The organism is Amycolatopsis minnesotensis (assembly GCF_039529815.1).
GTDB classification, from domain to species: Bacteria; Actinomycetota; Actinomycetes; order Mycobacteriales; family Pseudonocardiaceae; genus Amycolatopsis; species Amycolatopsis minnesotensis.
Genome location: NZ_BAAANN010000016.1, coordinates 164,169 through 188,569, shown reverse-complemented (window position 1 = coordinate 188,569; position 24,401 = coordinate 164,169). Strand labels below are relative to the sequence as shown.

General features: G+C 69.6%; 21 protein-coding genes. 9 read left to right on the top strand and 12 right to left on the bottom strand.

Going from position 1 to position 24,401, the window contains the following annotated elements; all coding sequences use genetic code 11:
- Positions 1-147: 147 nt before the first annotated feature.
- The 6 genes from ABD256_RS21510 to ABD256_RS21485 all read right to left on the bottom strand — a co-directional run bounded on the left by ABD256_RS21510 (position 148) and on the right by ABD256_RS21485 (position 6,192).
- Entirely contained in the window at positions 148-675 is a 528-nt protein-coding gene (locus ABD256_RS21510) for a DUF5134 domain-containing protein (protein WP_344421513.1), read from the bottom strand.
- A 749-nt stretch (positions 676-1,424) separates the two neighbouring features.
- Positions 1,425-2,588 carry a lipid-transfer protein gene (locus ABD256_RS21505; RefSeq protein WP_344421510.1) on the bottom strand — a complete coding sequence of 388 codons (1,164 nt, stop codon included), beginning with the start codon at positions 2,586-2,588 and terminating at the stop codon, positions 1,425-1,427.
- Entirely contained in the window at positions 2,585-2,977 is a 393-nt protein-coding gene (locus ABD256_RS21500) for a MaoC family dehydratase (RefSeq protein ID WP_344421507.1), read from the bottom strand. Before ABD256_RS21500 ends, ABD256_RS21505 begins: the two co-directional genes overlap by 4 nt.
- Position 2,978: 1 nt before the next feature.
- Positions 2,979-3,941: a bifunctional MaoC family dehydratase N-terminal/OB-fold nucleic acid binding domain-containing protein gene (locus ABD256_RS21495; protein WP_344421504.1), complete on the bottom strand. Its 963-nt coding sequence runs from the start codon at positions 3,939-3,941 to the stop codon at positions 2,979-2,981.
- A complete protein-coding gene (locus ABD256_RS21490; RefSeq protein ID WP_344421501.1) occupies positions 3,938-5,110 on the bottom strand; it encodes an acyl-CoA dehydrogenase family protein in 1,173 nt (390 codons plus the stop codon). Before ABD256_RS21490 ends, ABD256_RS21495 begins: the two co-directional genes overlap by 4 nt.
- A complete protein-coding gene (locus ABD256_RS21485; RefSeq protein ID WP_344421498.1) occupies positions 5,095-6,192 on the bottom strand; it encodes an acyl-CoA dehydrogenase family protein in 1,098 nt (365 codons plus the stop codon). Before ABD256_RS21485 ends, ABD256_RS21490 begins: the two co-directional genes overlap by 16 nt.
- 112 nt (positions 6,193-6,304) lie before the next feature.
- On the opposite strand from ABD256_RS21485, the gene ABD256_RS21480 reads away from it, so the two are divergent.
- Positions 6,305-7,180, top strand: a complete 876-nt coding sequence (locus tag ABD256_RS21480; protein ID WP_344421495.1) for an alpha/beta fold hydrolase — start codon at positions 6,305-6,307, stop codon at positions 7,178-7,180.
- Here the strand turns inward: ABD256_RS21480 and ABD256_RS21475 are convergent.
- Positions 7,177-8,592, bottom strand: a complete 1,416-nt coding sequence (locus ABD256_RS21475; RefSeq protein WP_344421492.1) for a WS/DGAT/MGAT family O-acyltransferase — start codon at positions 8,590-8,592, stop codon at positions 7,177-7,179. The two genes, ABD256_RS21480 and ABD256_RS21475, sit on opposite strands and share 4 nt — an antisense overlap.
- Positions 8,593-8,715: 123 nt before the next feature.
- Here ABD256_RS21475 and ABD256_RS21470 point away from each other — a divergent pair, with 123 nt between their 5' ends.
- The gene (locus ABD256_RS21470; RefSeq protein ID WP_344421490.1) at positions 8,716-9,951 is read left to right on the top strand and encodes an alpha/beta hydrolase fold domain-containing protein; all 1,236 of its coding nucleotides are present in this window, start codon (positions 8,716-8,718) and stop codon (positions 9,949-9,951) included.
- A gap of 298 nt (positions 9,952-10,249) precedes the next feature.
- Here the strand turns inward: ABD256_RS21470 and ABD256_RS21465 are convergent, their stop codons facing one another.
- A complete protein-coding gene (locus ABD256_RS21465) occupies positions 10,250-12,334 on the bottom strand; it encodes an acyl-CoA dehydrogenase family protein (protein WP_344421487.1) in 2,085 nt (694 codons plus the stop codon).
- Between the two features lie 146 nt (positions 12,335-12,480).
- Here ABD256_RS21465 and kstR point away from each other — a divergent pair, with 146 nt between their 5' ends.
- The 3 genes from kstR to ABD256_RS21450 all read left to right on the top strand — a co-directional run bounded on the left by kstR (position 12,481) and on the right by ABD256_RS21450 (position 14,284).
- A complete protein-coding gene (gene kstR, locus ABD256_RS21460) occupies positions 12,481-13,122 on the top strand; it encodes a cholesterol catabolism transcriptional regulator KstR (RefSeq protein WP_344421484.1) in 642 nt (213 codons plus the stop codon).
- Positions 13,123-13,214: 92 nt separating this feature from the next.
- The gene (locus ABD256_RS21455; protein ID WP_344421482.1) at positions 13,215-14,117 is read left to right on the top strand and encodes a helix-turn-helix domain-containing protein; all 903 of its coding nucleotides are present in this window, start codon (positions 13,215-13,217) and stop codon (positions 14,115-14,117) included.
- On the top strand, positions 14,039-14,284 hold the full coding sequence (locus tag ABD256_RS21450; RefSeq protein WP_344421479.1) for a DUF397 domain-containing protein: 246 nt from the start codon (positions 14,039-14,041) through the stop codon (positions 14,282-14,284). The genes ABD256_RS21455 and ABD256_RS21450 overlap by 79 nt, the downstream gene beginning before the upstream one ends.
- 418 nt (positions 14,285-14,702) lie before the next feature.
- Here ABD256_RS21450 and ABD256_RS21445 read toward each other — a convergent pair whose 3' ends face one another.
- The 3 genes from ABD256_RS21445 to ABD256_RS21435 all read right to left on the bottom strand — a co-directional run bounded on the left by ABD256_RS21445 (position 14,703) and on the right by ABD256_RS21435 (position 17,477).
- Positions 14,703-15,692, bottom strand: coding sequence for a TIGR03557 family F420-dependent LLM class oxidoreductase (locus ABD256_RS21445; RefSeq protein WP_344421476.1), 990 nt, complete (start codon positions 15,690-15,692; stop codon positions 14,703-14,705).
- A 56-nt stretch (positions 15,693-15,748) separates the two neighbouring features.
- A complete protein-coding gene (locus ABD256_RS21440) occupies positions 15,749-16,579 on the bottom strand; it encodes an LLM class F420-dependent oxidoreductase (RefSeq protein WP_344421473.1) in 831 nt (276 codons plus the stop codon).
- 61 nt (positions 16,580-16,640) lie between these two features.
- Positions 16,641-17,477 carry an LLM class F420-dependent oxidoreductase gene (locus ABD256_RS21435; RefSeq protein ID WP_344421471.1) on the bottom strand — a complete coding sequence of 279 codons (837 nt, stop codon included), beginning with the start codon at positions 17,475-17,477 and terminating at the stop codon, positions 16,641-16,643.
- Between the two features lie 111 nt (positions 17,478-17,588).
- Here ABD256_RS21435 and ABD256_RS21430 point away from each other — a divergent pair, with 111 nt between their 5' ends.
- Complete coding sequence (locus tag ABD256_RS21430; RefSeq protein ID WP_344421468.1) at positions 17,589-18,314, top strand: class I SAM-dependent methyltransferase; 726 nt, start codon at positions 17,589-17,591, stop codon at positions 18,312-18,314.
- An 850-nt stretch (positions 18,315-19,164) separates the two neighbouring features.
- On the opposite strand, the gene icmF is transcribed toward ABD256_RS21430, so the two are convergent.
- Complete coding sequence (icmF, locus tag ABD256_RS21425) at positions 19,165-22,401, bottom strand: fused isobutyryl-CoA mutase/GTPase IcmF (RefSeq protein ID WP_344421465.1); 3,237 nt, start codon at positions 22,399-22,401, stop codon at positions 19,165-19,167.
- A 550-nt stretch (positions 22,402-22,951) separates the two neighbouring features.
- On the opposite strand from icmF, the gene ABD256_RS21420 reads away from it, so the two are divergent.
- From ABD256_RS21420 to ABD256_RS21410, 3 genes are read left to right on the top strand one after another with little or no spacing between them, the layout of a single operon-like run.
- The gene (locus ABD256_RS21420) at positions 22,952-23,311 is read left to right on the top strand and encodes an ArsR/SmtB family transcription factor (protein ID WP_344421463.1); all 360 of its coding nucleotides are present in this window, start codon (positions 22,952-22,954) and stop codon (positions 23,309-23,311) included.
- Positions 23,301-23,747 carry an SRPBCC family protein gene (locus tag ABD256_RS21415; RefSeq protein WP_344421460.1) on the top strand — a complete coding sequence of 149 codons (447 nt, stop codon included), beginning with the start codon at positions 23,301-23,303 and terminating at the stop codon, positions 23,745-23,747. The genes ABD256_RS21420 and ABD256_RS21415 overlap by 11 nt, the downstream gene beginning before the upstream one ends.
- On the top strand, positions 23,744-24,397 hold the full coding sequence (locus ABD256_RS21410) for a DUF899 domain-containing protein (protein WP_344421457.1): 654 nt from the start codon (positions 23,744-23,746) through the stop codon (positions 24,395-24,397). The genes ABD256_RS21415 and ABD256_RS21410 overlap by 4 nt, the downstream gene beginning before the upstream one ends.
- Positions 24,398-24,401 lie beyond the last annotated feature (4 nt).

Here is a 24,401-nt window from a genome sequence, read left to right as displayed (position 1 = left end):
GGGGCGGCCGTGTTCGACGCGGTCCCGTTCCGGCTCGCGGCGATCGGCTTCGAACTCGACGCCGTGCTGGAAGTGCCCAGCGGCGACCGGTGGGAGGGCTACCTGGTTCCGGCAGACGGCCGCGCTACCTCCCGGCGAACCGGTGAGTCACAGGGAAACGAACAGCAGGTAGGCCATGCCCGCACCCATCAGGCCGCGGCACGCCGTCCTCGAAACCGGCCGCTCGTGGACGGCGCGCACGGCCGACCACGCCGCGTCCACCGCGAAGTAGGCACCGGCCGCGATCGCGACGGCGGGCAGCGCGAGCGAACCCGGCGGCCCGCTCCCGTGTCCGGTGTGCGGCATGGCCGTGACCATGTAGCACATCACCGCGGCGGTGACCGCGTGGTGCCCGCCGTGGCAGGCGCGGACCTCGGCGTCGCGGCGGCCGCGCCACCAGACGAGCGCGAACCAGCACGCGGCGAGGCCGAGCACCGCCTGCCAGCCCGCGACCGGGATCGGCCCGCCGACCGGCGAAACCATCGCCACCATGGCGACGGTCATCAGCAGCTCCGCGAGATCACCGGTGCGGGCGGAGTCGCGATGGTCCAGCTTCGCGAGCCGGTGCGCGCACGGCAGCACGAGCAGCGCGAACCCGAGCGTCAACGCCCACGCCACCGGCTCCGATCCGTGCACGGCACCACTTTCTCCTGGCTTCCCCCGAGGTGCGCTCCACGGTGCCAGCCGACGGCCGCGCCCGCCAGCCCCTTCATGCCCGGTGTTCCGGGGGGCGTCACCACCATGACGGCACTGGACGCCGCCATGGTGGCCGTCAGGGGAATCGCGCCCCTTCGGACGCGCGCCGTTGGCGCCCACAATGGACACTTCAGCGAGCACGGGGGCGAGGTCCCGGCGCCGGAGTCGCCGAAGGTCACAGCGATGATGTGTGCGCGTCGATTCCGGTGAGGTGGGTGGCGGGGGCGTGGAGCCGCCCGGGGAGCCGCCCGGGGGCTGGGTCCGTGAAGGGCGCCTTCGGGGAATCTGACGCCGCGATCTCGCCCCTCGCGGCGGGCGGCACGGCGGCGCTGATGCCCTGAAGGTGTCCTTCGCGGCATCACATTCCCTCAAGGGCCCCTTCGGGGCATGCGCCCGGAGCAGAGCGGGTCCGTGGAGGCCGCTTCCGTGGCATTCACGCCTATGAAGGCCCTTTTTTGGGGCGCCAGCGCGGGGATGAGAATGAGACGTGAACGGCGAAGTCCCAGTGCATGCTGTGAAGGGCGCCTTGAGGGAATCTGACGCCGCGATCTCGCCCCTCGCGGCGGGCGGCACGGTGATGCTGATGCCCTGAAGGTGCCCTTCGCGGCATCAGATTCCCTCAAGGGCGCCTTCAGGGCACCTCGCTTTGACCTCTACAGGAGCATCCTTCAGGGCATGCGGGCCAGCACTCAGCCAGAAGTGCCGGCGAGGACCAGGCCGCTGGTCGGCACTCCGGTTCCGGCGGTGACGAGCACGTGCTCCACGCCGTCGACCTGGTTGGCCGCGGTGCCCCGCACCTGCCGCACCCCCTCGGCGATCCCGTTCATACCGTGGATGTAGGCCTCGCCGAGCTGGCCGCCGTGCGGGTTCAGCGGCAGCGCGCCGTCGAGTTCGAGCGTGCCGCCCGCGATGAAGTCCTTCGCCTCACCGCGACCGCAGAACCCGAGTTCCTCGAGCTGGATCAGCACGTACGGGGTGAAGTGGTCGTAGAGCACGGCGACGTCCACATCGGACGGACCGATACCGGCACCGGCCCAGAGCTGCCGCGCGACCACGCCCATTTCCGGCAGGGCGGCGAGGTCGTCGCGGTAGTAGCTCGTCATCACGTACTGGTCGGTCCCGCTGCCCTGCGCCGCCGCGGCCACCACGGCGGGCGGGTTCGGCAGGTCACGCGCCCGTTCGAGGCTCGTCACCACCAGCGCCACGCCACCGTCGCTCTCCTGGCAGCAGTCCAGCAGGTGCAACGGTTCGGCGACCCATCGCGACGCCTGGTGCTCGGCGAGGGTGATCGGCCTGCCGTGGAACCAGGCGTTCGGGTTCGTCGCGGCGTGCTTGCGGTCGAGCACGGCGATCCGGCCGAAGTCCTCGCTCGTCGCGCCGTACTCGTGGAGGTAGCGCCGCGCCAGCATCGCCACCGTGGCCGCGGGAGTCGCGATCCCCATCGGGTAGTGGAAGCTGTTGTCCACACCGGACGAATTGACCTGCTGCGCGGCGGCCGAGGACACCTGGCCGAAGCGCTGGCCGGACCGCTCGTTGAACGCGCGGTAGCACACCACGACCTCGGCCGCCCCGGTCGCGACCGCGAGCGCCGCCTGCTGCACCGTCGCGGCCGCCGCGCCGCCGCCGTAGTGGATCCGGCTGAAGAAGGTCAGCTCCCCCATGCCCAGCTCGCGGGCGAGGGAGATCTCGCTGGTGCCGTCCATCGTGAACGACACCAGACCATCCACATCGGACGGCCGGAGCCCGGCGTCGGTGAGTGCGGCGCGCACCGATTCGCAGGCCAGCCGCAGTTCGCTGCGACCGGAATCCTTGGAGAACTCGGTCGCGCCGATCCCTGCTATCGCGGTCTTCACGAGACCACCTCCGGCAACGTCACTTCGACCGTCCCCTTGAGATGCTCGCCGAGCGAGTTCGTCCCGGTCACCGCGATCACGAGATCCCTTCCGCCGGCCTCGGCCACCCGCCCGGACAGGGTCAGCGTGTCGTAGGCGTAGCACGGCACCCCGAGCCGGATCTTGATCGAGCGCACCAGCGCCTCGGGTCCCGCCCACTCGCTCACGAACCGCTGCACGAACCCGGTGTCGGTGAGGATGTTGAGGAAGATGTCCTTCGATCCGCGCGCCACCGCGGCGTCCCGGTCGTGGTGCACGTCCTGGAAGTCCCTGGTGGCGACCGCGGTGCTGACGATGACGGTCGGTGTCACCTCGATCCGCAGCTCCGGCAGCGTCCGGCCCACGTCCATTTCAGGCACCTCCCCGCACCCGCCACGCGGGCAAGGTCAGCTCGTCGTCGACGCGGAGGAAGACCGAGTCGACGGCGAGTCCGATGTGGACGTCTTCGGGCGCGGCGTCGATCAGCTCGCCCAGCACGCGCACGCCTTCTTCCAGCTCCACGAGCGCGACCACGAACGGCAGCCGCTTGCCGGGCACCTTCGGGTGGTGGTGCACGACGTAGCTGTAGACCGTGCCGAGACCGCTCGCCACGACGTAGTCCGGCGTCGCGGCCAGATCACCGTCCGGCGGCATCGGGCCAGGCGGATGGCGCAGCTTGTCACCCCACCGCTGAATCCTCAGCTCGCCCGCCCTGGTGCCCGCCCAGAAGAACTCGGTGTCCTTCGACACCACCGGGCGCAGGACACCGGCGGCCAGCTCGCCCGCTTCGATGATGCGATCGTCCACCGCGGACCGCTCCGGTGGCTCATCCACTCCCGGCGGCCGGAACTTCAGCACCCGGAACACCATCTCGGCCACCGGCTCGCCGTCCACGGCCCACGTCGTCGTCGTGGTGACGAACCAGCCTTCGCCGAGCGCGGTGGTCTTCGGCCCGACCACACTGTCCAAAGTGGTCGTCGCGGCCACCCGCTCGCCCTCGCGGAGGTAGCGGTGGTAGGTCTGCTCGGAGTCGGTCGCCACCACCGAGGTGAAGCCAGCCTTGTCGAGCGCCGCCATCATCGCGCCGAGCGGATCGTCGTCGGCGCGCTCGCCGTGCAACCCGTTCATCGTCCACACCTGCGCCATCGCGGGCGGGGCGACGAGTCCGGAATGGACGGTTCCGGCGGCGAACTCCTGGTCGGTGTAGACCGGGTTTCGGTCGCCGATCGCCTCGACCCAGTTGTGCACCATCGCCTGGTTCACCGGGTCGCGACCGAGCCGAGGTGAAGAGGGGCCCGCTTCCTTGATCCGGCGTGCCTCGTCGAGAATGCTCATCGCGGCACCCTCGGCAGTCCCAGCCCGGCGCTCGCGATCAGCTCGCGCTGGATTTCGTTGACCCCGCCGCCGAAGGTCAGCACCAGGTTCCGCTTGGCTACGTTGTCGAGCCAGTCCATCAGCTCCGCCGTCTCCTCGTCCGCGGGGTCGCCGTGCCTGCCGACGACCTCTTCCAGCAGCCTGCTCACCTTCGGCAGCCGCTCCGAGCCGAAGACCTTCGTCGCCGAAGCGTCGGCCACCTCGACCGGCGACGACGAGGACGCGGCGGCGACCTGCCAGTTGAGCAGTTCGTTGATCCTCGTGACGGCGGCCGCCTCGGCGAGCACCGCGCGGACGTCCGGCAGCTCCAGCAGCGGGGTCCCGTCCGGAGTGGACCGTGCCGACGCCCACGCGCGCACCCGGTCGGCGGTGCCGCCGATCCGCCCGGCAGGACCGAGCATCACGCGCTCGTGGTTGAGCTGCGTCGTGATCAGCCGCCAGCCCTCGTTTTCCTTACCCACCAGCATTTCCCTCGGCACGCGCACGTCGCTGTAGTACGTCGCGTTGACGTGGTGGGCGCCGTCGCAGGTGATGATCGGCGTCCACGAATACCCGGGGTCGCTCGTGTCGGCGATCAGGATCGAGATGCCCTTGTGCTTCGGCGCGGCCGGATCCGTGCGCACCGCCAGCCAGATGAAGTCGGCGTCGTGCCCGCCGGTGGTGAAGATCTTCTGCCCGTTGACCACGTACTCGTCGCCATCGCGGACGGCCGTGGTCCGCAGCGACGCCAGGTCGGTCCCCGCGTCGGGCTCGGTGTACCCGATGGCGAAGTGCACCTCGCCGGCGAGGATCTTCGGCAGGAACCGCTTCTTCTGCTCGTCCGTGCCGAACGCCTGCAGCGTCGGGCCGACGGTCTGCAGGGTCACCGACGGAAGCTGCACGTCCGCGCGCGCGGCCTCGTCGGCGAACAGGTGCTGTTCGATCTCCCCGAAACCCCGGCCGCCGTACTCGCGCGGCCAGCCCACCCCGAGCCAGCCGTCGCGGCCCATGCGGCGCACGATCTCACGGAAGACCCCGCCGTGCCGCTCAACGCGCATCGCGCGCCGTTCCTCCGGCTTCACCAGCGTCGCGAAGTAGTCGCGAAGCTCGGCGCGTAGATCCCGTTGCGCCGCAGTCAGTTCGAGGTGCATGAGGCCACTCCAGATTCGGTCGATGCGCTGCCGCCGACGGCGCGCACCAGGTCCTTCGTCAGCGAGTAGTAGCGGTGCAACGGGTAGGTGACATCGACGCCGAGACCGCCGTGCAGGTGGTGGCAGGTGCCGAGCGCGGCGGGCGCCTCGTGCGCGAGCCAGTACGCCGCTACGCCGAGATCGCCGTCGGCGTCCAATCCGGACCCGAGCCGCCACGCCGAGGACCGCGCCGCGAGCTGCAAGGTTCGCGAAATGATGTAGACGTCCGCGACCTGCTGCGCGACCGCCTGGAACGCGGCGAGCGGGCGGCCGAACTGGTGCCGGGTGCCGACGTGCGCGCTGGTGAGGTCGAGCGCGCCCGCCAGCACACCGTCGGCGAGGGACACGACTCCGGCGAGCGCGAAGCGCCGCACGGTGGCGAGCGCTTCGCCCGGTGCGTGGTCGTCCAGTGCGTCCTCATCGGACACTCGAACGCCGTCGAGGTGGATCGAACTTTCCGGCAGCCCGCTCGACGACGGCGCCGGGGTCAGTGCCATCCCTTCGGCGGCAGGGTCGACGAGGAACACCGCGGTCCCGGTCGGGGTCGAGGCGGGCACCAGGATCCGTTCGGCGGCTGCGGCGAACGGCACGCCGATCTTCGTCCCGGTCAGCCGCCACGTTCCACCGTCGCTTTCGGCGCGCGTGCGGGGTTTCAGCGTCAGCGGGGCCGACGGCTCGTGCAGCGCAGCGGTGAGCAGGGTCTCCCCCGCCGCCACGCCGGGCAGGAACGCGGCCCGCTGCCGGGGCGAGCCCAGCGCGTCGAGCGGAAGCACGCCGTACGCGAGCGCGGCCAGCGCGGGCACCGGCGCGGCCGCGCGGCCGATTTCGGCCAGCAGCACCGAGATCTCGGTCACGCCGAGCCCGTCACCGCCCAGATCCGCTGGCAGGGCAAGGGAAAACAGCCCGGCGTCGGCCAGCGCGCGCCAGGTTCGGGTGTCGTACCCGGCGTCGTGCCACGTACGCTCGTGGTCGAGTTCCTTGCGCAGGATCCCGGTCGCGAGATCGGCGATCTCGCGCTGGGTCTCGTCGAGGGTGAAGTCCATCTTCGCTCCTCACGGCCGCCGACGCGACAAAGACTGAAACGTGTTCTAGTATTGAACAGTCTTAGCCGATGAAGGTGGGCCGCGGCAACCCCCGGACTGGGTAAGGAGAACGGTGTCGCTCGATCTCAGCGCGGCGGGCTGGCGTGCCACACGCCGCGTCGTCACCGTGCCGCCGACCGCGGGCCTGCCCGACCCCGAGCCGCTGGCACTGCCCGGTCGCGGCCGGACGGCCGTGGTCGACGTGGGCCCGCGCGACGCGCCCGCGGTGATCCTGCTGCACTCGGTGGCCTGCACCGGCATGCTCACCTGGTACCCGGTGGTGGCCAAGCTGGCCGAGCGGCACCGCGTGGTGGTCTTCGACCAGCGCTGGCACGGCCAGGGCATCCGCTCGCACGACTTCCGCCTCGACGACTGCACCGGCGACGTCATCGCGGTCGCCGACGCGCTCGGCATCGGCGAGTTCTTCGTCGCCGGGTACTCGATGGGCGGGATGGTGTCGCAGCACGTCGCGCACCAGTACCCGGAACGGGTGCGCGGCATGGTGCTGTGCTCGACCGGCGCGAACTTCCGGCGCGGCATCCGCCAGCGAGTGGCACTGGACCTGTTCGGCCGCACCATGCACGTCCTGCGCGATCGCGCGCGCATCGGCTCGGTCGGCCCCGCCACCCCGCACGCGCGGCTGGAGGACCACCGGTGGGCGCTCGCGGAGTTCCGGTCCACCAGCCCGTGGGCGATCGCGTCCGCGCTGGAGGAGATCGGGCGGTTCGACTCGACGGGCTGGCTGCACGAACTGCGGCTCCCGACGTCGATGGTGATCACCAGCAGGGACCAGTTCATCGCGCCGTCGCACCAGCGCTGGATCGCGGACCGGATCGCCGGGACGGCGAGCTACGAGATCCCGGCGGGGCACGCCGCGTGCGTGCTGAGCGCGGACCTGTTCGTGCCCGCCTTCCTCGCGGCCTGCGGCTCGGTCATGGGCCGGGTTTAACCCGGGTCCCCGCCCGGCGCGGCCGCTTTCAGCTCTTTCAGCGCCGCGCCGATCGCGTCGGCCAGCGGCCACAGGTCCGGCACCAGCTCGCGGGCGCCGAGCAGGCCGAAGTCCACCTTGCCCGCGTTGGACAGCACGGTGATGTTGAGCCCCGCGCCGTGGAACACCGGGCCGAGCGGGTAGAGCCCGGTGATGCGCGCGCCGAGCAGGTACAGCGGCATCGGCGGGCCGGGCACGTTGGACACCACCAGGTTGTGCGCGGGCGGATGCCGTTCCGCCAGCCGCAACGCCGAGTAGGCGCGGATCGCGAGGCCGAACACGGCAGGCCCGGCGAACTGGGCCCAGTCCTGCAGCATGTCCGCGTCGATGCTGTGGTGGTGGTCCTTCGAGAGCCGGTTGTTCTCCGCGAGCGCGAACACCCTGGCCGCCGGGTCGGCGAGATGCGTCGGCAGCGAGGCGAAGAACGCCGAGACCTTGTTGCTGCCGTGCTCGCGCTCGGACCGCTCGTGCACCGACACCGGCACGGTGGCGACCAGCGGGTCGCCCGGCAGGTCGTCACGGTCGTCGAGGAAGCGGCGCAGCGCGCCGGCGACGATCGCGAGCACGATGTCGTTCACGGTGACGCCGAAGGCGTTCTTGAGGTCCTTGACCTCGGCGAGGTCGAGCTGCGCGTAGGCGACGCTGCGATGCCCGGTGATGGTGCCGTTGAGCAGGGTCCTCGGCGCGGTGAACGGCACCGGCATGCCCTTGCCCCGCAACGCCCTGCCGATCCAGCGCGGTGCCATCGCGGCCAGTTCCGGCAGCAGCTTCACCGCCTGCGCCGGGCGTTTCACCAGCGACGTGACGCTCGTGCGCAGCAGCGCGAACCGGTCCGGTTCCGCCGGGTTGTGGCGCGCGCCCTCGCCGGGGTCCGGCGGCGGCGCGTCGGGCTCCACCCCGGCGAGGTAGGCGATCAGGTTCGCACCGCCCACACCGTCGACGCTCGCGTGGTGCATCTTGATGAAGATCGCCACCGTGTCGTCGCCACCGGTACGGACGTCCTCGATGACGTACATCTCCCACAGCGGGCGGTTCCGGTCCAGCGGCCGGCCCGCCAGGTGCGCGCACAGCGCAGCCAGCTCGTGGCTGTCGCCGGGGCCGGGCACGGCGATGCGGTGCAGGTGGTGATCGAGATCGAACTCGTCGTCCTCGACCCACACCGGGTGCGTGAGGTTCCACGCCGAGTTGTGCAGCTTGCGCCGGAACGCCGGGATCAGCGCGACGCGGTCGCGGAGCCGTTCTTCGAACGCGCGGAAGCTGTAGCCGCCGGGGACCGTCGAGCCGTCGAGCGTCGCCAGCCCGCAGACGTGCAGCACCTGCGCGGAGGTCTCCAGGTACAGGAAACTCGCGTCCAGGCCGCTCAGGCGTTGCATGGCGATCAGCCTAAGCGAGGCCACCGGCCGCTTCCACCGATGAGGGCGCGTTGTCCTATATGTGTGGCCTCCCGCGCAAATCGGGACTCGGCATCGGGCAGCACGGCAACCTACTATCGAGTAATGACGTCCGGTTTCCTCGCCCGCAGGGTCCTCCAGCTCGGTCTCACCGCCAACGCGATCCGGCCCGTGCGCGGCGCCCGTGCCGCCGTACCGGCGTTCGCGGCGGGCTGGCTCACCGCCGAACTGGCGCCGCAGCTCATCGGGCTGACCGCGCTCGACACCGCGGTGCACCTCGCCAGGCACGGGGCCCGCACCCGCGGGGACAAGCTCGGCGTGGCGCTCGGCGCGCTGTCGGCCGCCGGGCTGGCCACGCTCGTGACCACGTCCCAGCGGGCCCGCGACGCGGTCGAGGGCGCGCTGCGGGAGGCGCTCGGCGAGCACTACGCCGACGAGCTCGGCACCCCGCCGCCGACGGCCGATCTCGCGACCCCGTGGCCGCAGCTCGTGTGGCCGTTCCGCATGCGCAACCCCGCGGTGCGCCGCGAACGGGACATCGCCTACGCCCCCGGTGGCAAGCGCTTCCTCCTCGACGTCTACCGCCCGCGCGAGGGCGGTGAAGGGCGGCCGGTGCTGCTCCAGGTGCACGGCGGCGCCTGGATGATCGGCAACAAGGACCAGCAGGGCATCCCGCTGATGCTGCGCATGGCCGAGCGCGGCTGGGTGTGCGTGGCGATCAACTACCCGCTCTCCCCCGCCGCGCAGTGGCCGGACCACGTGGTCGGGGCGAAGCGGGCCGTCGCGTGGATCAAGGAGAACATCCACGCCTACGGCGGCGACCCGTCGTTCGTGGCGGTCACCGGCGGCTCGGCGGGCGGGCACATTTCCTCGTTGCTCGCGCTCACCCCGAACGACGCGCGCCTGCAGCCCGGCTTCACCGAGGCCGACACCACCGTCCAAGCCTGCGCGCCGCACTACGGCGTCTACGACTTCGCCGCCACGAGCGGTTCACGGGCGAGCGCCGCGAGGATGAAGACGCTGCTCGCCAGGCGCATCGTCGGCAAGGACCCGGTGGAGTTCCTCGACGACTACGTCACGACCTCGCCGCTGGACCGCATCACCGACGAGGCCCCGCCGTTCTTCGTGGTGCACGGCGAGCACGACTCGCTCGTCCCGGTGCGGGAAGCGCGCAGGTTCGTCGAACGGCTGCGCGGGGTTTCGCGGAACCCAGTCGCCTACGCGGAGATTCCCGGCGCGCAACACGCGTTCGACGTGTTCCCGTCCATCCGCAGCGCACATGTGGTGCGTGGGGTGCAGCGCTTCCTCGAATGGACACATCTGCGTTATGTCAAGGGTTGAAAAATTCGCGAATTCTCTACGAATCAACACTTGTGGTGGCACCGGGGAATCGACAGAATCTCTGTCACGACGTATCGAGTGTCACGAAGTACCGACGGGAAACGGAGCGCACACCACACCGCTGTTCATCCCGCGGTAATCCCCTTGCCACGCGACGACGATCGCTCCCCCTCGTCGATCGACGTCGTGTCCGATCGGCCCCGGCTGTGTTTCCCCCGCCACAGCCGGGGCCGATTTTTTTCCGCGACCGGTGGACGGGTTCGCGAACGAATCCGGTGAATCGCCGCCGTGCGGCCCGCTACTTCCGGGGCAGGCCGAGCAGGCGCTCGGCGGCGACCGAGCGCAGGATCTGGGTGGTGCCGCCCGCGATGCTCAGGCAGCGGGTCAGCAGGAACTCGTGCTGCGCCTTCGCGGTCTCGTCGGTCACGACCGAACCCGTGCGGCCCAGCAGGTCCAAGGCGAACTCGGCGACTTCCTGCCGGTGCCGCACCCCGAGCAGCTTCCGCACGCTCGACTCGGCTTCGGCACCGTGTCCGTCCAATCTGCGCAGTATCGCGCGCACGTCGAGGAGCGCGCCGGTGAAGCCGTCGGCGACCAGTGCGCCCAGCCGTTCCAGCGTGCCGTCGTCCGGGTCGCGCACGCCGCCCAGGAGCGTTTCGACGTCGTCACCGAGCGACGATCCCCTGCTCATCGCGACGCGTTCGTTCGCGAGCGTGGTGCGCGCGAGGCGCCAGCCGTCGCCCGGCTCGCCGACGACGTGGTCGTCCGGGACGAACACGTCGTCGAGGAAGACCTCGTTGAACATCTCGTCACCGGTGATTTCCCGTAGCGGACGGATTTTGAGTCCGTCCGCCGTCATGTCGACGAGGAAGTAGGTGATGCCGCGGTGCTTCGGGACGCTCGCGTCGGTCCGCGCGAGGCAGATCGCCCAGTGCGCCTCGTGCGCCAGCGAGGTCCAGACCTTCTGGCCGCGAAGGCGCCAGCCCCCCGGCACCTTGGCCGCGGCGGTCCGCAGGGACGCGAGGTCGGAACCCGCCTCCGGCTCGCTGAAGAGCTGGCACCACACGATCTCGCCGCGCAACGTCGGCCCAACGAATTTTTCCCGCTGCGCCTCGGTTCCGTGCGCCAGTATCGTCGGCGCCGCCCAGCCGCCGATCACCAGATCGGGCCGCTCCACCCCTGCCTTCGCCAGCTCGGCGTCGATCACGAGCTGCCGCGACGGCGAAGCGTCGAGCCCGTACGGCTTCGGCCAGTGCGGGGTGAGGTAGCCGGTTTCGGCGAGCCGGATCCGTTGCGCCGCACCGGAAACCGCCGCGATCTCGGCGACGTCGGCCGCCACGGATTCGTCCGTGCCGACGTCGAGCGCGATCTCGCGGCGCGTGCCGTCGAGGGCGAGCCGCGCGGTCCTTTCCCGCCATCGCGCGCCACCGCCGAACACCTGCCGCAGCGAGATCGCGCGCCGCAGCCGGAAGTGCGCGCCGTGCTCCCAGGTGAACCCGATCCCGCCGAGCACCTGGATGCAGTCCTTCGCGTTGTCTACGGCCGCGTCGAGCGCGACGGCCAGCGCGGCCGAAGCCGCGCACGACCGCTGCGACGGCGAGCCGCCTGCCGCGGCGCGCGCCGCGTCCCAGGCCAGCGCCGCTGTCGCTTCGGCGCGGCACAGCATGTCCGCGCACAGGTGCTTGACCGCCTGGAACGTCCCGATCGGACGGCCGAACTGCTCGCGGACCTTCGCGTAGTCGCTCGCGGTCCGCAGGCACCACGCGGCGATCCCGGCGGCTTCGGCCGAGGCGACGGTCGCGGCGAGATCGGCGATCGTCCCGTCGCCGGGGTCCAGCAGGGCCGCCTCCGGGACGGCGACCCGGTCGAAGTCGAGGAAGGCGCACGACCGAGACGGATCGAACGACTCGACGGGGGTGACCGTGACGCCAGGAGTCCCCGGCGGCAGCGCGAACCACCCGCCCGCGGCCGAGGACAGGATCAGCCAGGTGTCGTCGTCGGCATCGAACACCGGCCCGATGCGGCCGGAGAGCACGGGCCAGTCGCCGGGGACGGGAGCCTCCCACGCGACCGCGGCCGACGCCGAGCCCGCGACGAGCCCCGGCAGCAGCTCCGCCGCGACCGGTGCGGCGTGGTCCGCGGCCAGTGCCAGCCCGGCCAGCGCGGTGCCGAACACCGGGCCGGGCACGAGCGCGGCGGCCACCTCTTCGAGCCCGGACGCGAGATCTGTCACATCGCCGCCCGCGCCGCCGACCGACTCCGGCAGCGCCGCCGCGAACAGCCCGAGCTTGGCCAGCCCCGCGAAGTCCGCATCCTTTTCCGCCGCCCACGACCTGATGGTCACGGCCAGCGCGGCCTGCTCTTCGGTGATCGCTATCGGCACCGGTTGACCTCCTGACGCTCGCCGCCACGATCATTAGAACGTGTTTCAGTTTTCTCGGCAAGTGCGCGCGAGTTGAACGCGCACGGGCGTTGGGTACGCTAACCTGACAAACTGGAACAAGTTACGAATCACCCTGGGAGGGCCCGATGGCCGCCAAGCCGAGGACGGCCGCGCAGCCCAAGGCGCGCGGTGGCACCGGCATGAGCGCGATCGGCGGTGACGAGCTGGGCTCGGCCGCGCAACGCGACCGCCGCCGCCGCATCATCGACGCGACGCTCGCACTGGCCGCGAAAGGCGGCTACGACGCGGTGCAGATGCGCGCGGTCGCCGAACGCGCGGACGTCGCGCTCGGCACGCTGTACCGGTACTTCCCGTCCAAGATCCACCTGCTGGTCTCGGGACTGGCCAGGGAGTTCGAGCGCGCGCAGGACAAGATCGAGCGCGGCGCCATCCCCGGCGACACCCCCGTCGAGCGGCTCATCTTCGTGCTCGGCCGCAACACCAGGATGATGCAGCGCGACCCGCACCTCACCGAAGCGATGGTGCGGGCCTTCATGTTCGCCGACACCACTGCGGCCGCCGAGGTCGAACAGGTCGGCGCGTACATGGAAGCCATGTTCGCCAAGGCGATGGGCATCGACGAGCCGAACGAGCACGATCGCGACATCTTCCACCTCATCGCCGACGTGTGGATGGCGAACCTGGTGGCCTGGGTGACGCGCCGGGCTTCCGCCGCCGACGTAGCCAACCGCCTCGAACTGTCAGTGCATTTGCTGCTGGACAAATGACGTCTGGTTCGGATCTGAACCAGCTGCGTTCTTTGCGGTGAACCACGCGGATTCCTCTGCCCGCAAGGGCTTCCTCGCTCTAGCGTGTCCACATGGGCAGAAAGCCGGAGCTGCGGCCGCATACCGTACGGGCGCGCGAAGTCGGTGCGGGACTTCGCGCGCAACGTGAAGCGAGGCACATGACCTCGCGCGAACTGAGCCGGAAACTGGGGTGGTCGCACGCGACCATCTCGTTCATCGAAAGCGGTTCTCGCCCACCCACCCCATTCGATGTCGCAACCTACCTCGGCGGCTGTGGCCCGGTGAAGAAGGCGGACTACGAATGGCTCGTCCAGCTTGCCAGCGAGCCCGATGACTCCAGCCTCACCCTTCCGAACGGCCCTGAACTACGGCAGGAGCTTCGTTCGTTGATCGTGCAGGAAAGCTTGGCCCACACGATCGACTGCTACGAACCACGGGTGGTACCGGGACTGCTTCAGTCGGAAAGCTACATACGCGAGCTGCTCTCGCTGTTCTCATCCGTGTCAGCGGAGGTCAGGGAAGTACGAGTCCAGGCACGGCTGGCAAGGCAAGGGTTGCTGCACCGCGCCAAGCCTCCGCAGTGCACGTTCTTCATCCAGGAAAATGCGCTGCGGACCACCATCGGCACCGCGAGCATCATGAATGAGCAAATCTTGTACCTCATGCTCACTGGCTCGCAGAAGCATTGCACGCTACGGGTAGTTCCCGACTCGGCTGGTCCGTTCAGCGCCCTGAACACACTTCGATTGATGGACTACGAGAAGCACCCGTCCGTCGGGTACACCGAAGGACAGGGCGTTGGCATCTTCGTGGAGAAGCCCAGCGACATCGTGGCTTACCGAACCATCCTGAGCAAACTCGACCACGCGGCACTCGATGAGGAAGAATCGCGGGCATGGCTTGCCGACCTGGCAGGCGCCTACGATCGAGCGGAGGCCGCCCCCTCATGCCCACCCCCGACCTCACCGGGCTGACCTGGCGAAAGAGTTCGTATAGCGACACAAGTGGCCAGGCGGACTGCGTCGAGATGGCGATCTGCGCGACCACCCCCGCCGTCCGCGACTCGAAAGCCCCCGAGGCGGGTCACCTCACGCCGACCCCAGCCGGATGGCGAGCCTTCCTGGCCGACCTGCGCCGCTGAGTCCCCGAAGGTGACCTTCGGGGCATCTGACGCCCCAATCTCGCCCTTCACTGCGCGCGGCATGGCGACGCCCATGCCCTGAAGGTGCCCTTCACGACGTCAGATTCCCTCAAGGGCACCTTCAGGGCATGCGGCCCGGAACAGAGCAGGCCCCACGACGGCCACATCCGCGACATGCACGCCCCGGAGACCCCTTCGAAGCACCAGCACGGAAACGAGAAAGAGCCGCCAGCCGCGAAATCCCAGCTCCTGCCCCCAAGGGCGCCTTCGGGGCATCCAACGCCCCAACCCCGCCCCTCGCGGCGCGCGGCATGGCGATGCTGATGCCCTGAAGGTGCCCTTCACGGCATCAGATTCCCTCAAGGGCACCTTCAGGACATCTCCCACCCTCGCAGGCGGGCGGCCAGGGCTGCTTGCGTCAGGCCTTGAGCTTCGGGAGCACCTCGCGGCCGAAGGTCTCGATCCACTCCTTCTGGTTGCGCCCCACGTTGTGCACGTAGATGCGCGTGAACCCGGCGTCGACGAACTTCTGCAGCGCCGCGCGGTGCACATCGGGGTCCGAGGAGACGACCATGCGGCCGTCGAAGTCCTCCTTGCGCACCAGCTTGGCCATCTGCGCGAAGTCGAACGGCGAGCGGATGTCGGCCTTCGGGAACTTCATGCCGCCGTTGGGCCACTGGTCGAGCGCGTTCGCCCACGCCTGCTCGTCGGTCTCGGCCCAGGACAGGTGCACCTGCAGCAGCTTCGGCATGCTGTCCGGGTCCTTGCCCGCCTTCTTGGCGCCCTGCGAGAAGTTGTCGAGGATCCCCGAGAGCTTCTCGAGCGACGCGCCGGGCGTGATCAGCCCGTCGGCCAGCTCCCCGGTCTTGCGCGAGGTGTACGGGCCGGCCGAGGCGATGTAGATCGGCGGCGGCGCGTCCGGCAGCGTCCACAGCCGCGTGGTGTGCAGCTTGAAGAACTCGCCGCTGTGCTTGACGTCCTTGCCGGTGAACAGCTTGTTGATGATCTCAAGCGCCTCGAACATGCGGCGCACGCGCTCGGGCGCCTCCGGCCAGTACCCGCCGATGATGTGCTCGTTGAGCGCCTCGCCGGACCCGATGCCCAGCCAGGTGCGGCCGGGGTAGGTGGCCTCCAGCGTCGCCGCGGCCTGCGCCACCATCGCGGGGTGCAGCCGGAACGACGGGCAGGTCACGCCGGGGCCGAGATCGCCGGTGGTGTTCTCCGCGAGCGAGGCGAGCACGCTCCAGACGAACGAGGCCTCACCCTGTTGCGGGACCCAGGGCTGGAAGTGGTCCGCGGCCATCTGCCCGGAGAAGCCGTGCTGTTCGGCCAGCGCGGCGAGTTCGATGGATTCCCTCGGCGAGAACTGCTCCAAGGCCGCCGCCATGCCGATCTGAACGTCGCTCACGAGCGCATCAACCCTTCTTGCCTGCTGATCTTCGTCGTCATAGAACCTACCCCCGCTCAGCGGTGGGCGTCGGCCGTCGCGGCCAGCTCGTCGAGCGTGGTGAGCGTCTCCGCTTCGGGCGCTGTCGGCAGCAGGAACGTCACCCTGTCGACGCCCGCCTCGGCGTACCCGTCGAGCGTAGCCGCGTCCGCGTCGGCACCGAAGATGGTGACCGGCACGTTCTCGCGGCCCTGTTCGGCGAGCCACGACCGCACGCGCGTGATCTCCTCCGGCGGCGTGACCCCGATCGGGAGCCAGGCGTCGGCGTGCTCGACGAGCCGCTTCAACGCGGCCGGGCTGTGCCCGCCGACGTAGATCGGCGGATGCGGGGCCTGCACCGGCTTCGGCCAGGAGAACACCGGGTCGAAATCGACGAACTTCCCGTGGAACTCCGCCTCTTCCTGGGTCCAGAGCGCCTTCAACGCCTCGATCTGCTCGTCGATCAGCCTGCCCCGCGTTTTCGGGTCGGTGCCGTGGTTCTCCATCTCCTCGCGGTTCCACCCGACGCCGACGCCGAACGCGACCCGCCCGCCCGAAAGCAGGTCGAGGCTCGCGACCTCCTTGGCCGTGTGGAAGAGATCGCGCTGGATGAGCAGGGCGATCCCGGTGCCCAGCAGCAGCTTCTCGGTCGCGCCCGCGACCGCGGTCAGCGTGACGAACGGGTCGAGCGTGCGGTAGTAGACCCTGGGCAGCTCGCCACCGCCGGGATACGGGGTCCGGCGGCTGACCGGGATGTGCGAGTGCTCGGCGAGGAAGAGCGAGTCGAAACCCCGCTCTTCCAGCGCCTTGCCCAGCGGGGCCGGCCGGATGCCTTCATCGGTCACGAAAGTGGAGATGCCGAAGTCCATACGACAGTCGAACACCGTCCCCGCGACCGCGCATTCCCGGATCGGGTGAACTTCTGGTGACTCAGTCCCGGTAGCGCGCCACGAGATCGGCGTAGCCGTCGAGCGCGCGCAGGGTGTCGGCCTCGGGCGCCGGGGTGCCGAGCAGCGCGATCCGGGGGATCCCCGCCTCGGCGTAGGCGTCGAGCACCTCGAGGTTGCTCGCGTCGACGGTGATCGGCAGGACCGTGCCGCCGCTGCCGAGGTGCTCGTCCCGCAACGCGAGCTGCGCCTTGACCCCGTGGGCGTCGGCGGCACCGTTGGGCAGCCAGGCGTCGGCGTGCCCCGCCGCGTGCTTCACCGCGGCGATGCTGTTCCCGCCGACGTAGATCGGCGGATGCGGGTCCTGCACCGGCTTCGGCCACGCGAAGATCGGGTCGAAGTCGATCAGCTCGCCGTGGAACTCCGCCCGCTCCTGGGTCCAGACCGCCTTGAGCACGTCGAGCTGCTCGTCGATCAGCTTGCCCCGCGTCTTCGGGTCGGTGCCGTGGTTCTCCATCTCCTCGCGGTTCCACCCGACGCCGACGCCGAAGTCGACCCTGCCGTCCGAGATCAGGTCGAGCGTGGCCACCTCGTTCGCGGTGTGCAGCACGTCGCGCTGGACGAGCAGGGTGATCCCGGTGCCGAGGCGCAGCGTCGAAGTCACCGCGGCCGCCGCGCCGAGCGCCACGAACGGGTCCACGGCGTGGTAGTAGGGCTTCGGCAGGTCTCCCCCGCCGGGGTACGCGCTGAGCCTGCTCGCCGGGATGTGCGAGTGCTCCGCGATGAACAGCGCGTCGAAACCGCGCTCCTCCAGTGCTTTCCCGAGCGTCGCGGGACGGATGCCGTAGTCGGTCACGAAGGTGGACAACCCGATTCTCATACTCGTGGCAACCTCGAAGAGTGAGCGAGCATTCCCGGACGGTTGACAGGCGTCCCGATCATCAGGATGCTGGAACTCATCAGGCGTTGAAATAGCACGAGGAGGAGAATCATGACCAATTCGGGCTCCACGGGTTCCAGTGCCCTCGAGGACTTCGACTTCGAGGAGATTTACCAGGGCAACACCGAGATCGGCGAGACGATGCCGTGGGACATCGGGGAACCGCAGCCGCTGCTGGTCGCGCTCGAAGCGGCGGGCGGGGTCGGCGGGGACATCCTCGACATCGGCTGCGGGCTGGGCAACAACGCGATCTTCCTCGCCTCGCGCGGCCACCGGGTCACCGGCGTCGACGGCTCCGAAACCGCGCTCGCCACCGCACGGCAGCGCGCCGAAACCGCCGGGCAGGCCGTCGACTTCGCCGTCGGCGACGCGACCAGGCTCGACGGGTTCGAGAACCGGTTCGACACCGTGGTCGACAGCGCGCTCTTCCACTGCCTCAGCGCGGAAGACCGCCCCGGCTACGCGGCCGCGGTCCACCGCGCCGCGAAACCGGGCGCGCGGCTGCAGATGTTCTGCTTCTCCGACTCACTGCCCGACAGCCTCCCCGTCCCGGCGCAGCTCACCGAGAAGGAACTGCGGGACACCTTCGCCGAAGGCTGGACCATCACCCGGCTCGAACGGGCCGAGTACACGTCGTCCATGACACCGGAAACGGCGGCGCGGCTGGTCGGCACCATGACACCGGACGCCGACCTGCCCGCGATCACCGCGCTGAACACCGACGAGGACAACCGGGTCCTGCTCCCCGTCTGGCACCTCACCGCCACCCGGAACTGATTTCCCTGCCACTGAAGGGAGCCTTGAGGACGCTCGTGCCCGTAACGGCTCCCTTCAGTGGAGATGGGTGCTGGCAGACGCACCGGCGGCGGCCAGGCCGGGAAGACGGGCCGCACGAAGGCCACGACCGCGGCGCTGGCCGGGTGGGCGGTCCGCGCATGTCCTGGCCCGCACTGCCCCCGAAGGGCACCGTCAGGGCAGCTACGGCCGCGAACTCCGCCCTCGTGCGGATTCACCCTGCCCCATCGGGGTCCCGCATGCCCCGAAGGCGCCCCTGAGGGAATCAGATGCCCCGAAGGGCCCCTTCAGTGATCTGTGTCCCGTGGCGGGGACGTCCTGCCAGAGGTGAAAATAGGGACGCGCACCTCCGCTGAAGGGGCGATCTTGCTGTACCCGGCAAATCTGCTCATTTACGGGTCAGGGCACCAGACTCGGCGAACTCCCCGCCGCGAAGGGCGAGTTAGCGGCGTCAGATTCCCCGAAGGCGCCCTTCAGGGCACGGGCCGGGAATCCGCGACTCCCACCTCTCCCCGTTCCCACGCTCGCGCCCCGAAAAAGCCTCCACAGGCACAGATATCACGAACACACCCTTCGCGAGCCCGCTCCACCCCAGACCGCATGCCCTGAAGGCGCCCTTGAGGGAATCCAACGCCCCGAAGGGCCCCTTCAGGGCACCGACAATCACCACACCCCACGCCACGAGGGGCGAGATCACGGCGTCAGACTCCCCGAAGGCGCCCTTCGGGGACCAAGCCCCGTGCGGCTCCGCGCTTCCGCCACCCACCTCACCGGAACCGGCGCGCACACATCAGCACGGTGACCTTCAGAGACCTGAACCCGGGCAGCGCCCTCAGACGTTGCGGCGGTACTGGCCGCCGACCTCGAAGAATGCCTCAGTGATCTGGCCGAGCGAGCACACGCGCGCCGCGTCCATCAGCGTGCCGAACAGGTTCTCGCCACGCGTCGCCGCCTCGCGCAGGGCCAGCAGCGCGCGCTGCGCGTCGTCGCGGTTGCGTTGCTGGAAGTCCTCCAGCCGGTCGAGCTGCGACTTCTTCTCGTCCTCGGTCGCCCTCGCCAGCTCGACCTCGACCTCGTCCTCGCCTTCACGCGGGTTGCGGAACGTGTTGACGCCGACGATCGGCAGCGAGCCGTCGTGCTTGAGCCGCTCGTACAGGATGGACTCGTCCTGGATCTTCCCGCGCTGGTAACCGGTCTCCATCGCGCCGAGCACGCCGCCGCGTTCGGAGATCCGGTCGAACTCGGTGAGCACGGCCTCCTCGACCAGGTCGGTCAGCTCGTCGATGATGAACGAACCCTGCAACGGGTTCTCGTTCTTCGACAGGCCCCACTCCTTGTTGATGATCATCTGGATCGCCATCGCCCGCCGGACCGACGACTCCGAAGGCGTGGTGATCGCCTCGTCGAAGGCGTTGGTGTGCAACGAGTTCGCGTTGTCGTAGAGCGCGCACAGCGCCTGCAGCGTGGTGCGGATGTCGTTGAAGCTCATCTCCTGCGCGTGCAGCGAGCGCCCCGAGGTCTGCACGTGGTACTTGAGCTTCTGCGACCGCTCGTTCGCACCGTAGCGCTCGCGCATCGCGACCGCCCAGATCCGGCGCGCGACGCGGCCGAGCACCGAGTACTCGGCGTCCATCCCGTTGGAGAAGAAGAACGAGAGGTTCGGCGCGAAGTCGTCGATGTCCATCCCGCGCGCGAGATAGGACTCGACGTAGGTGAACCCGTTGGCGAGGGTGAACGCGAGCTGCGAAATCGGGTTCGCCCCCGCCTCGGCGATGTGATAGCCCGAGATCGACACCGAGTAGAAGTTCCGCACCCCGTTGGCGATGAACCACTCCTGGATGTCGCCCATCATGCGCAGGCTGAACTCGGTGGAGAAGATGCAGGTGTTCTGGCCCTGGTCCTCCTTGAGGATGTCGGCCTGCACGGTGCCGCGCACGTTCTTCAGCGCCCACTCACGCAGCTGCGCGTGCTCCTGCTCGTCGGGCTGTCGCCCGTGCTCCGCCTCGAACGCGGCCACCCGCTGGTCGATCGCGGTGTTGAGGAAGAACGCGAGGATCGTCGGCGCGGGGCCGTTGATCGTCATCGAAACCGAGGTGCTCGGCGAGGTGAGGTCGAAGCCGTCGTAGAGCGCCTTCATGTCCTCGAGCGTCGCGATGGACACGCCCGAGGTGCCGACCTTGCCGTAGATGTCGGGACGGGTGGCGGGATCGTGCCCGTACAGGGTCACCGAGTCGAACGCGGTGGACAGCCGCTTGGCGTCCGAATCGGACGAGAGGTACTTGAACCGCCGGTTCGTGCGGAACGCGTCCCCTTCGCCCGCGAACATCCGGGCCGGGTCCTCTCCCTCCCGCTTGAACGGGAAAACCCCTGCGGTGTAGGGAAAGTATCCGGGCAGGTGCTCCCTGCGAAGGAACGAGAGCAGCTCACCGGGATCGGTGTAGCGCGGCAGCGAGACACGCGGGATCCTGCTCCCCGAGAGGGTCTCCCTCCACAGTGGAGTGTGCAGCTCCTTGTCGCGGATCTTGACGACGAGTTCCTCTGCGCGGTAGGACTCGGCCAGTTCCGGCCACTTCGCCAGCAGCTCGGCCGATTCGACGTCCACATCGGACTCGGCCTTCGTGACCAGTTCGGCGATCGCGACGGTATCGGCTCCCGCTTCGGCCAGCGCGGCCTTCGCTTCGGTGAGGTGCTCCCGCTTGCGCACGGCGGTGGCCTGCGCCTCGGTGCGCCGGTGGTACCCGCGCACGCCTTCGGCGATCTCGGACAGGTAGCGCACCCTGGTCGCCGGGATGACGGTGCTGGCGTCGGTGGACACCTTGCCCGCCACCACGGGCAGCACGCCCGCCGACACCGACAGCCCCCGCTCGGCGAGCAGGTCGCGCAGGTGCTGGTACAGCGCGGTGACACCGTCGTCGTTGAACTTCGCCGCGCTCGTGCCGTAGACCGGCATGTCCTCCGGCGCGGAACCGAACGCCTCGCGGTTGCGCACGAGCTGCCGCGCCACGTCGCGGCGGGCGTCCTCGGCGCCGCGGCGCTCGAACTTGTTGATCGCCACCACGTCGGCGAAGTCGAGCATGTCGATCTTCTCCAGCTGCGACGCGGCGCCGAACTCCGGCGTCATCACGTACAGCGAGTCGTCCACGTAGTCGACGATGCCCGCGTCGCCCTGGCCGATGCCCGGCGTCTCGACGATCACGAGGTCGTAGCCGGCCGCCTTGCAGGCGAGCACGGATTCGTTGAGCCCCACCGGGATCTCACCGCTGGTGGTGCGGGTCGCGAGCGAGCGGAAGAACACCGGCGAGCCGTCGAGGCAGTTCATCCGGATCCGGTCGCCGAGCAGCGCGCCACCGCCCTTGCGCCGCGACGGGTCGACCGCGAGCACCGCGATCCGCAGCTTGTCCTCCTGGTCCAGCCGGAACCGGCGCACCAGCTCGTCGGTGAGCGAGGACTTGCCCGACCCGCCGGTGCCGGTGATGCCGAGCACCGGCACCGTCCGCGCGCCCGCCGCCTCCTTGATCGCGGCCAGCGACTCCTCCGGCAGCGCCTCGCGCTGGAGCTGGGTGATGGTGCGCGCCAGCGCCGGGACGTCACCGGAGAGCAGCCCCTCGACGGATCCGTGCCCCTGCGCGGCGAGATCGACGTCGCAGGCCCTGATCATCGAGTTGATCATGCCGGGCAGGCCGAGCTCGTACCCGTCCTCCGGTGAGAAGATGCGCGCGACGCCGCGGGAGTGCAGCAGGTCGATCTCCTCGCGCACGATGACGCCACCGCCGCCGCCGAACACCTTGATGTGCCCGGCCCCGCGCTCTTCGAGCAGCTCGACCAGGTACGAGAAGTACTCGACGTGCCCGCCCTGGTAGGCACTGATCGCGACGCCCTGCACGTCCTCGGAGATCGCGGCCGTGACGACCTCGTCGACCGAGCGGTTGTGCCCGAGGTGGATCACCTCGGCACCCTGCGACTGCAGGATGCGCCGCATGATGTTGATGGCCGCGTCGTGGCCGTCGAACAGGGACGAGGCGGTCACGAACCGGACCGGGTTCGACGGGCGGTGCAGTTCGGAGGTCATAGGCCCTAAAATACTCGGACATCCAACTATTTGAAAGCCGGGCTCGGACGTGACCGCGGTCTCATCGCCACCCCGATGGTGTCGTCACCCCGCGCGGCGGTGCCGATTCCCCGAAGGGCACCTTCAGGGAATCTGACGCCGCGAAGGCGCCCCTCAGGGCACGGCCGCCGCCTTGCCCACGCGCCACGAAGGGCGGGATTGGGGCGTCAGGTGCCCCGAAGGCGCCTTTGAGGGCACGTGCCGGGATCTCACAATCCGTACTTTTCCTCGTTCCACGCCGACACCCCGAAAAGGGGCCTCCAGAGGCGCGAGTGTCGCAGATCCAGCCTTCGCGGACCCGCCTTACTCCGGCGCGCTCGCCCCGAAGGGAACCTTGAGCGAACCTGACGCCGCGAAGGCGCCCTTCGGGGCATCAACATCGCCCTGCCCACCCCTGCCCCCGCCCCGCGACACGTCGAAGTCCACACCCCAGCGTGATTGCCAGGTCGTCCCGGCTTGACACGCCAGCTATATTCAACCCAACGGTTCATTAACGAGATGGTTGAATACGATGCCGACCACCCAGCAGGACCAGCTCAGCGCGACCTTCGCCGCGCTGGCTGACCCCACCAGGCGCGCCATACTGGCCCGGCTCGCCACCGGCGAGGCGACCGTCAACGAGATCGCCGAACCGTTCGAAGTGAGCCTGCAGGCGGTGTCGAAGCACCTGAAGGTGCTCGAACGCGCGGGACTGATCTCCCGTGGCCGCTCCGCCCAGTGGCGGCCGTGCCGGTTGACCGCCGAGCCGCTCGAAGACGTCTCGGACTGGGTTTCGCGGTACCGCGCCTTCTGGGACAGCGGGTTCGACCGGCTCGACCGGCGGCTCAGGGAAATCCAAAAAGGACAGAATGGAGAGCACGATGACCACTGACCGCGAACTGACCCTCACCAGGATCTTCGACGCACCACGGGAGCTGGTCTTCCGGGCCTGGACCGATCCGGAGCTGTTCGTGAGCTGGATCGGGCCGGCGGGCTGCACCGGCGACACCGCCGATTTCGACGTGGTCCCCGGCGGCGCCTGGCGTGCCACCATGCTCGACCAGGACGGTGGCGAGCACGGGATGTACGGCCGCTACACCGAAATCGCCGAACCGGAGCGGCTGGCCTTCACCTTCGTCTGGGACGTGGCGGAGGCGCTGCTCGACCAGTCGCAGGTGACGCTGACCTTCGCCGATCTCGGCGGCAAGACGGAAATGACCTTCCACCAGACCGGATTCGGCTCCACGGCACAGCGCGACGACCACGGGATCGGCTGGACGGAAGCGTTCGACAAGATCGGCCCGCTACTCGCGAGGAGCATCCGATGACCACCGCACTGCCCGCGATCGTCACACCGGAGGAATGGCAGGCCGCGCGGGAAGCGTTGCTGGTCAAGGAAAAGCGGCTGACCAAGGCGATGGACGCGGTCAGCGCCGAACGCAGGCGCCTGCCGATGGTCGCCTTCGACAAGGAGTACGAGTTCGACGGCAGGCACGGAAAGGCGGCGCTGCTCGACGTGTTCGAGGGCCGGAAGCAGCTGATCGTCTACCACTTCATGCTGCACCCCGGCTCGGATCACCTGTGCCCCGGCTGCTCGCTGGTGCTCGACAACATGGGCCACCCCGCGCACCTGCACGCGCGCGACACGACCCTCGCCGTGATCGCCCCGGCGCCGCTCCCCGAAGCCGAAGCCGTCAAGAAGCGCATGGGGTGGACCGTGCCGTGGTACTCCTCCGACGGCACGGATTTCACCGAGGACTGCGGCGTCGGCACGGGGTTCGGGGTCAGCGTCTTCCTCCGCGACGGCGACCGCGTGTTCCGCACCTACTTCACCACCGGCCGGGGTGGCGACCAGCTCGACACCACGCTCCGCTACCTCGACCTCACGCCGATGGGCAGGCAGGAGGACTGGGAGGAGTCAGGCCGTGGCCGCGACGACCCCGCCTCCTCGTGGTGGCGCCCCCATGACGAGTACTGACCCG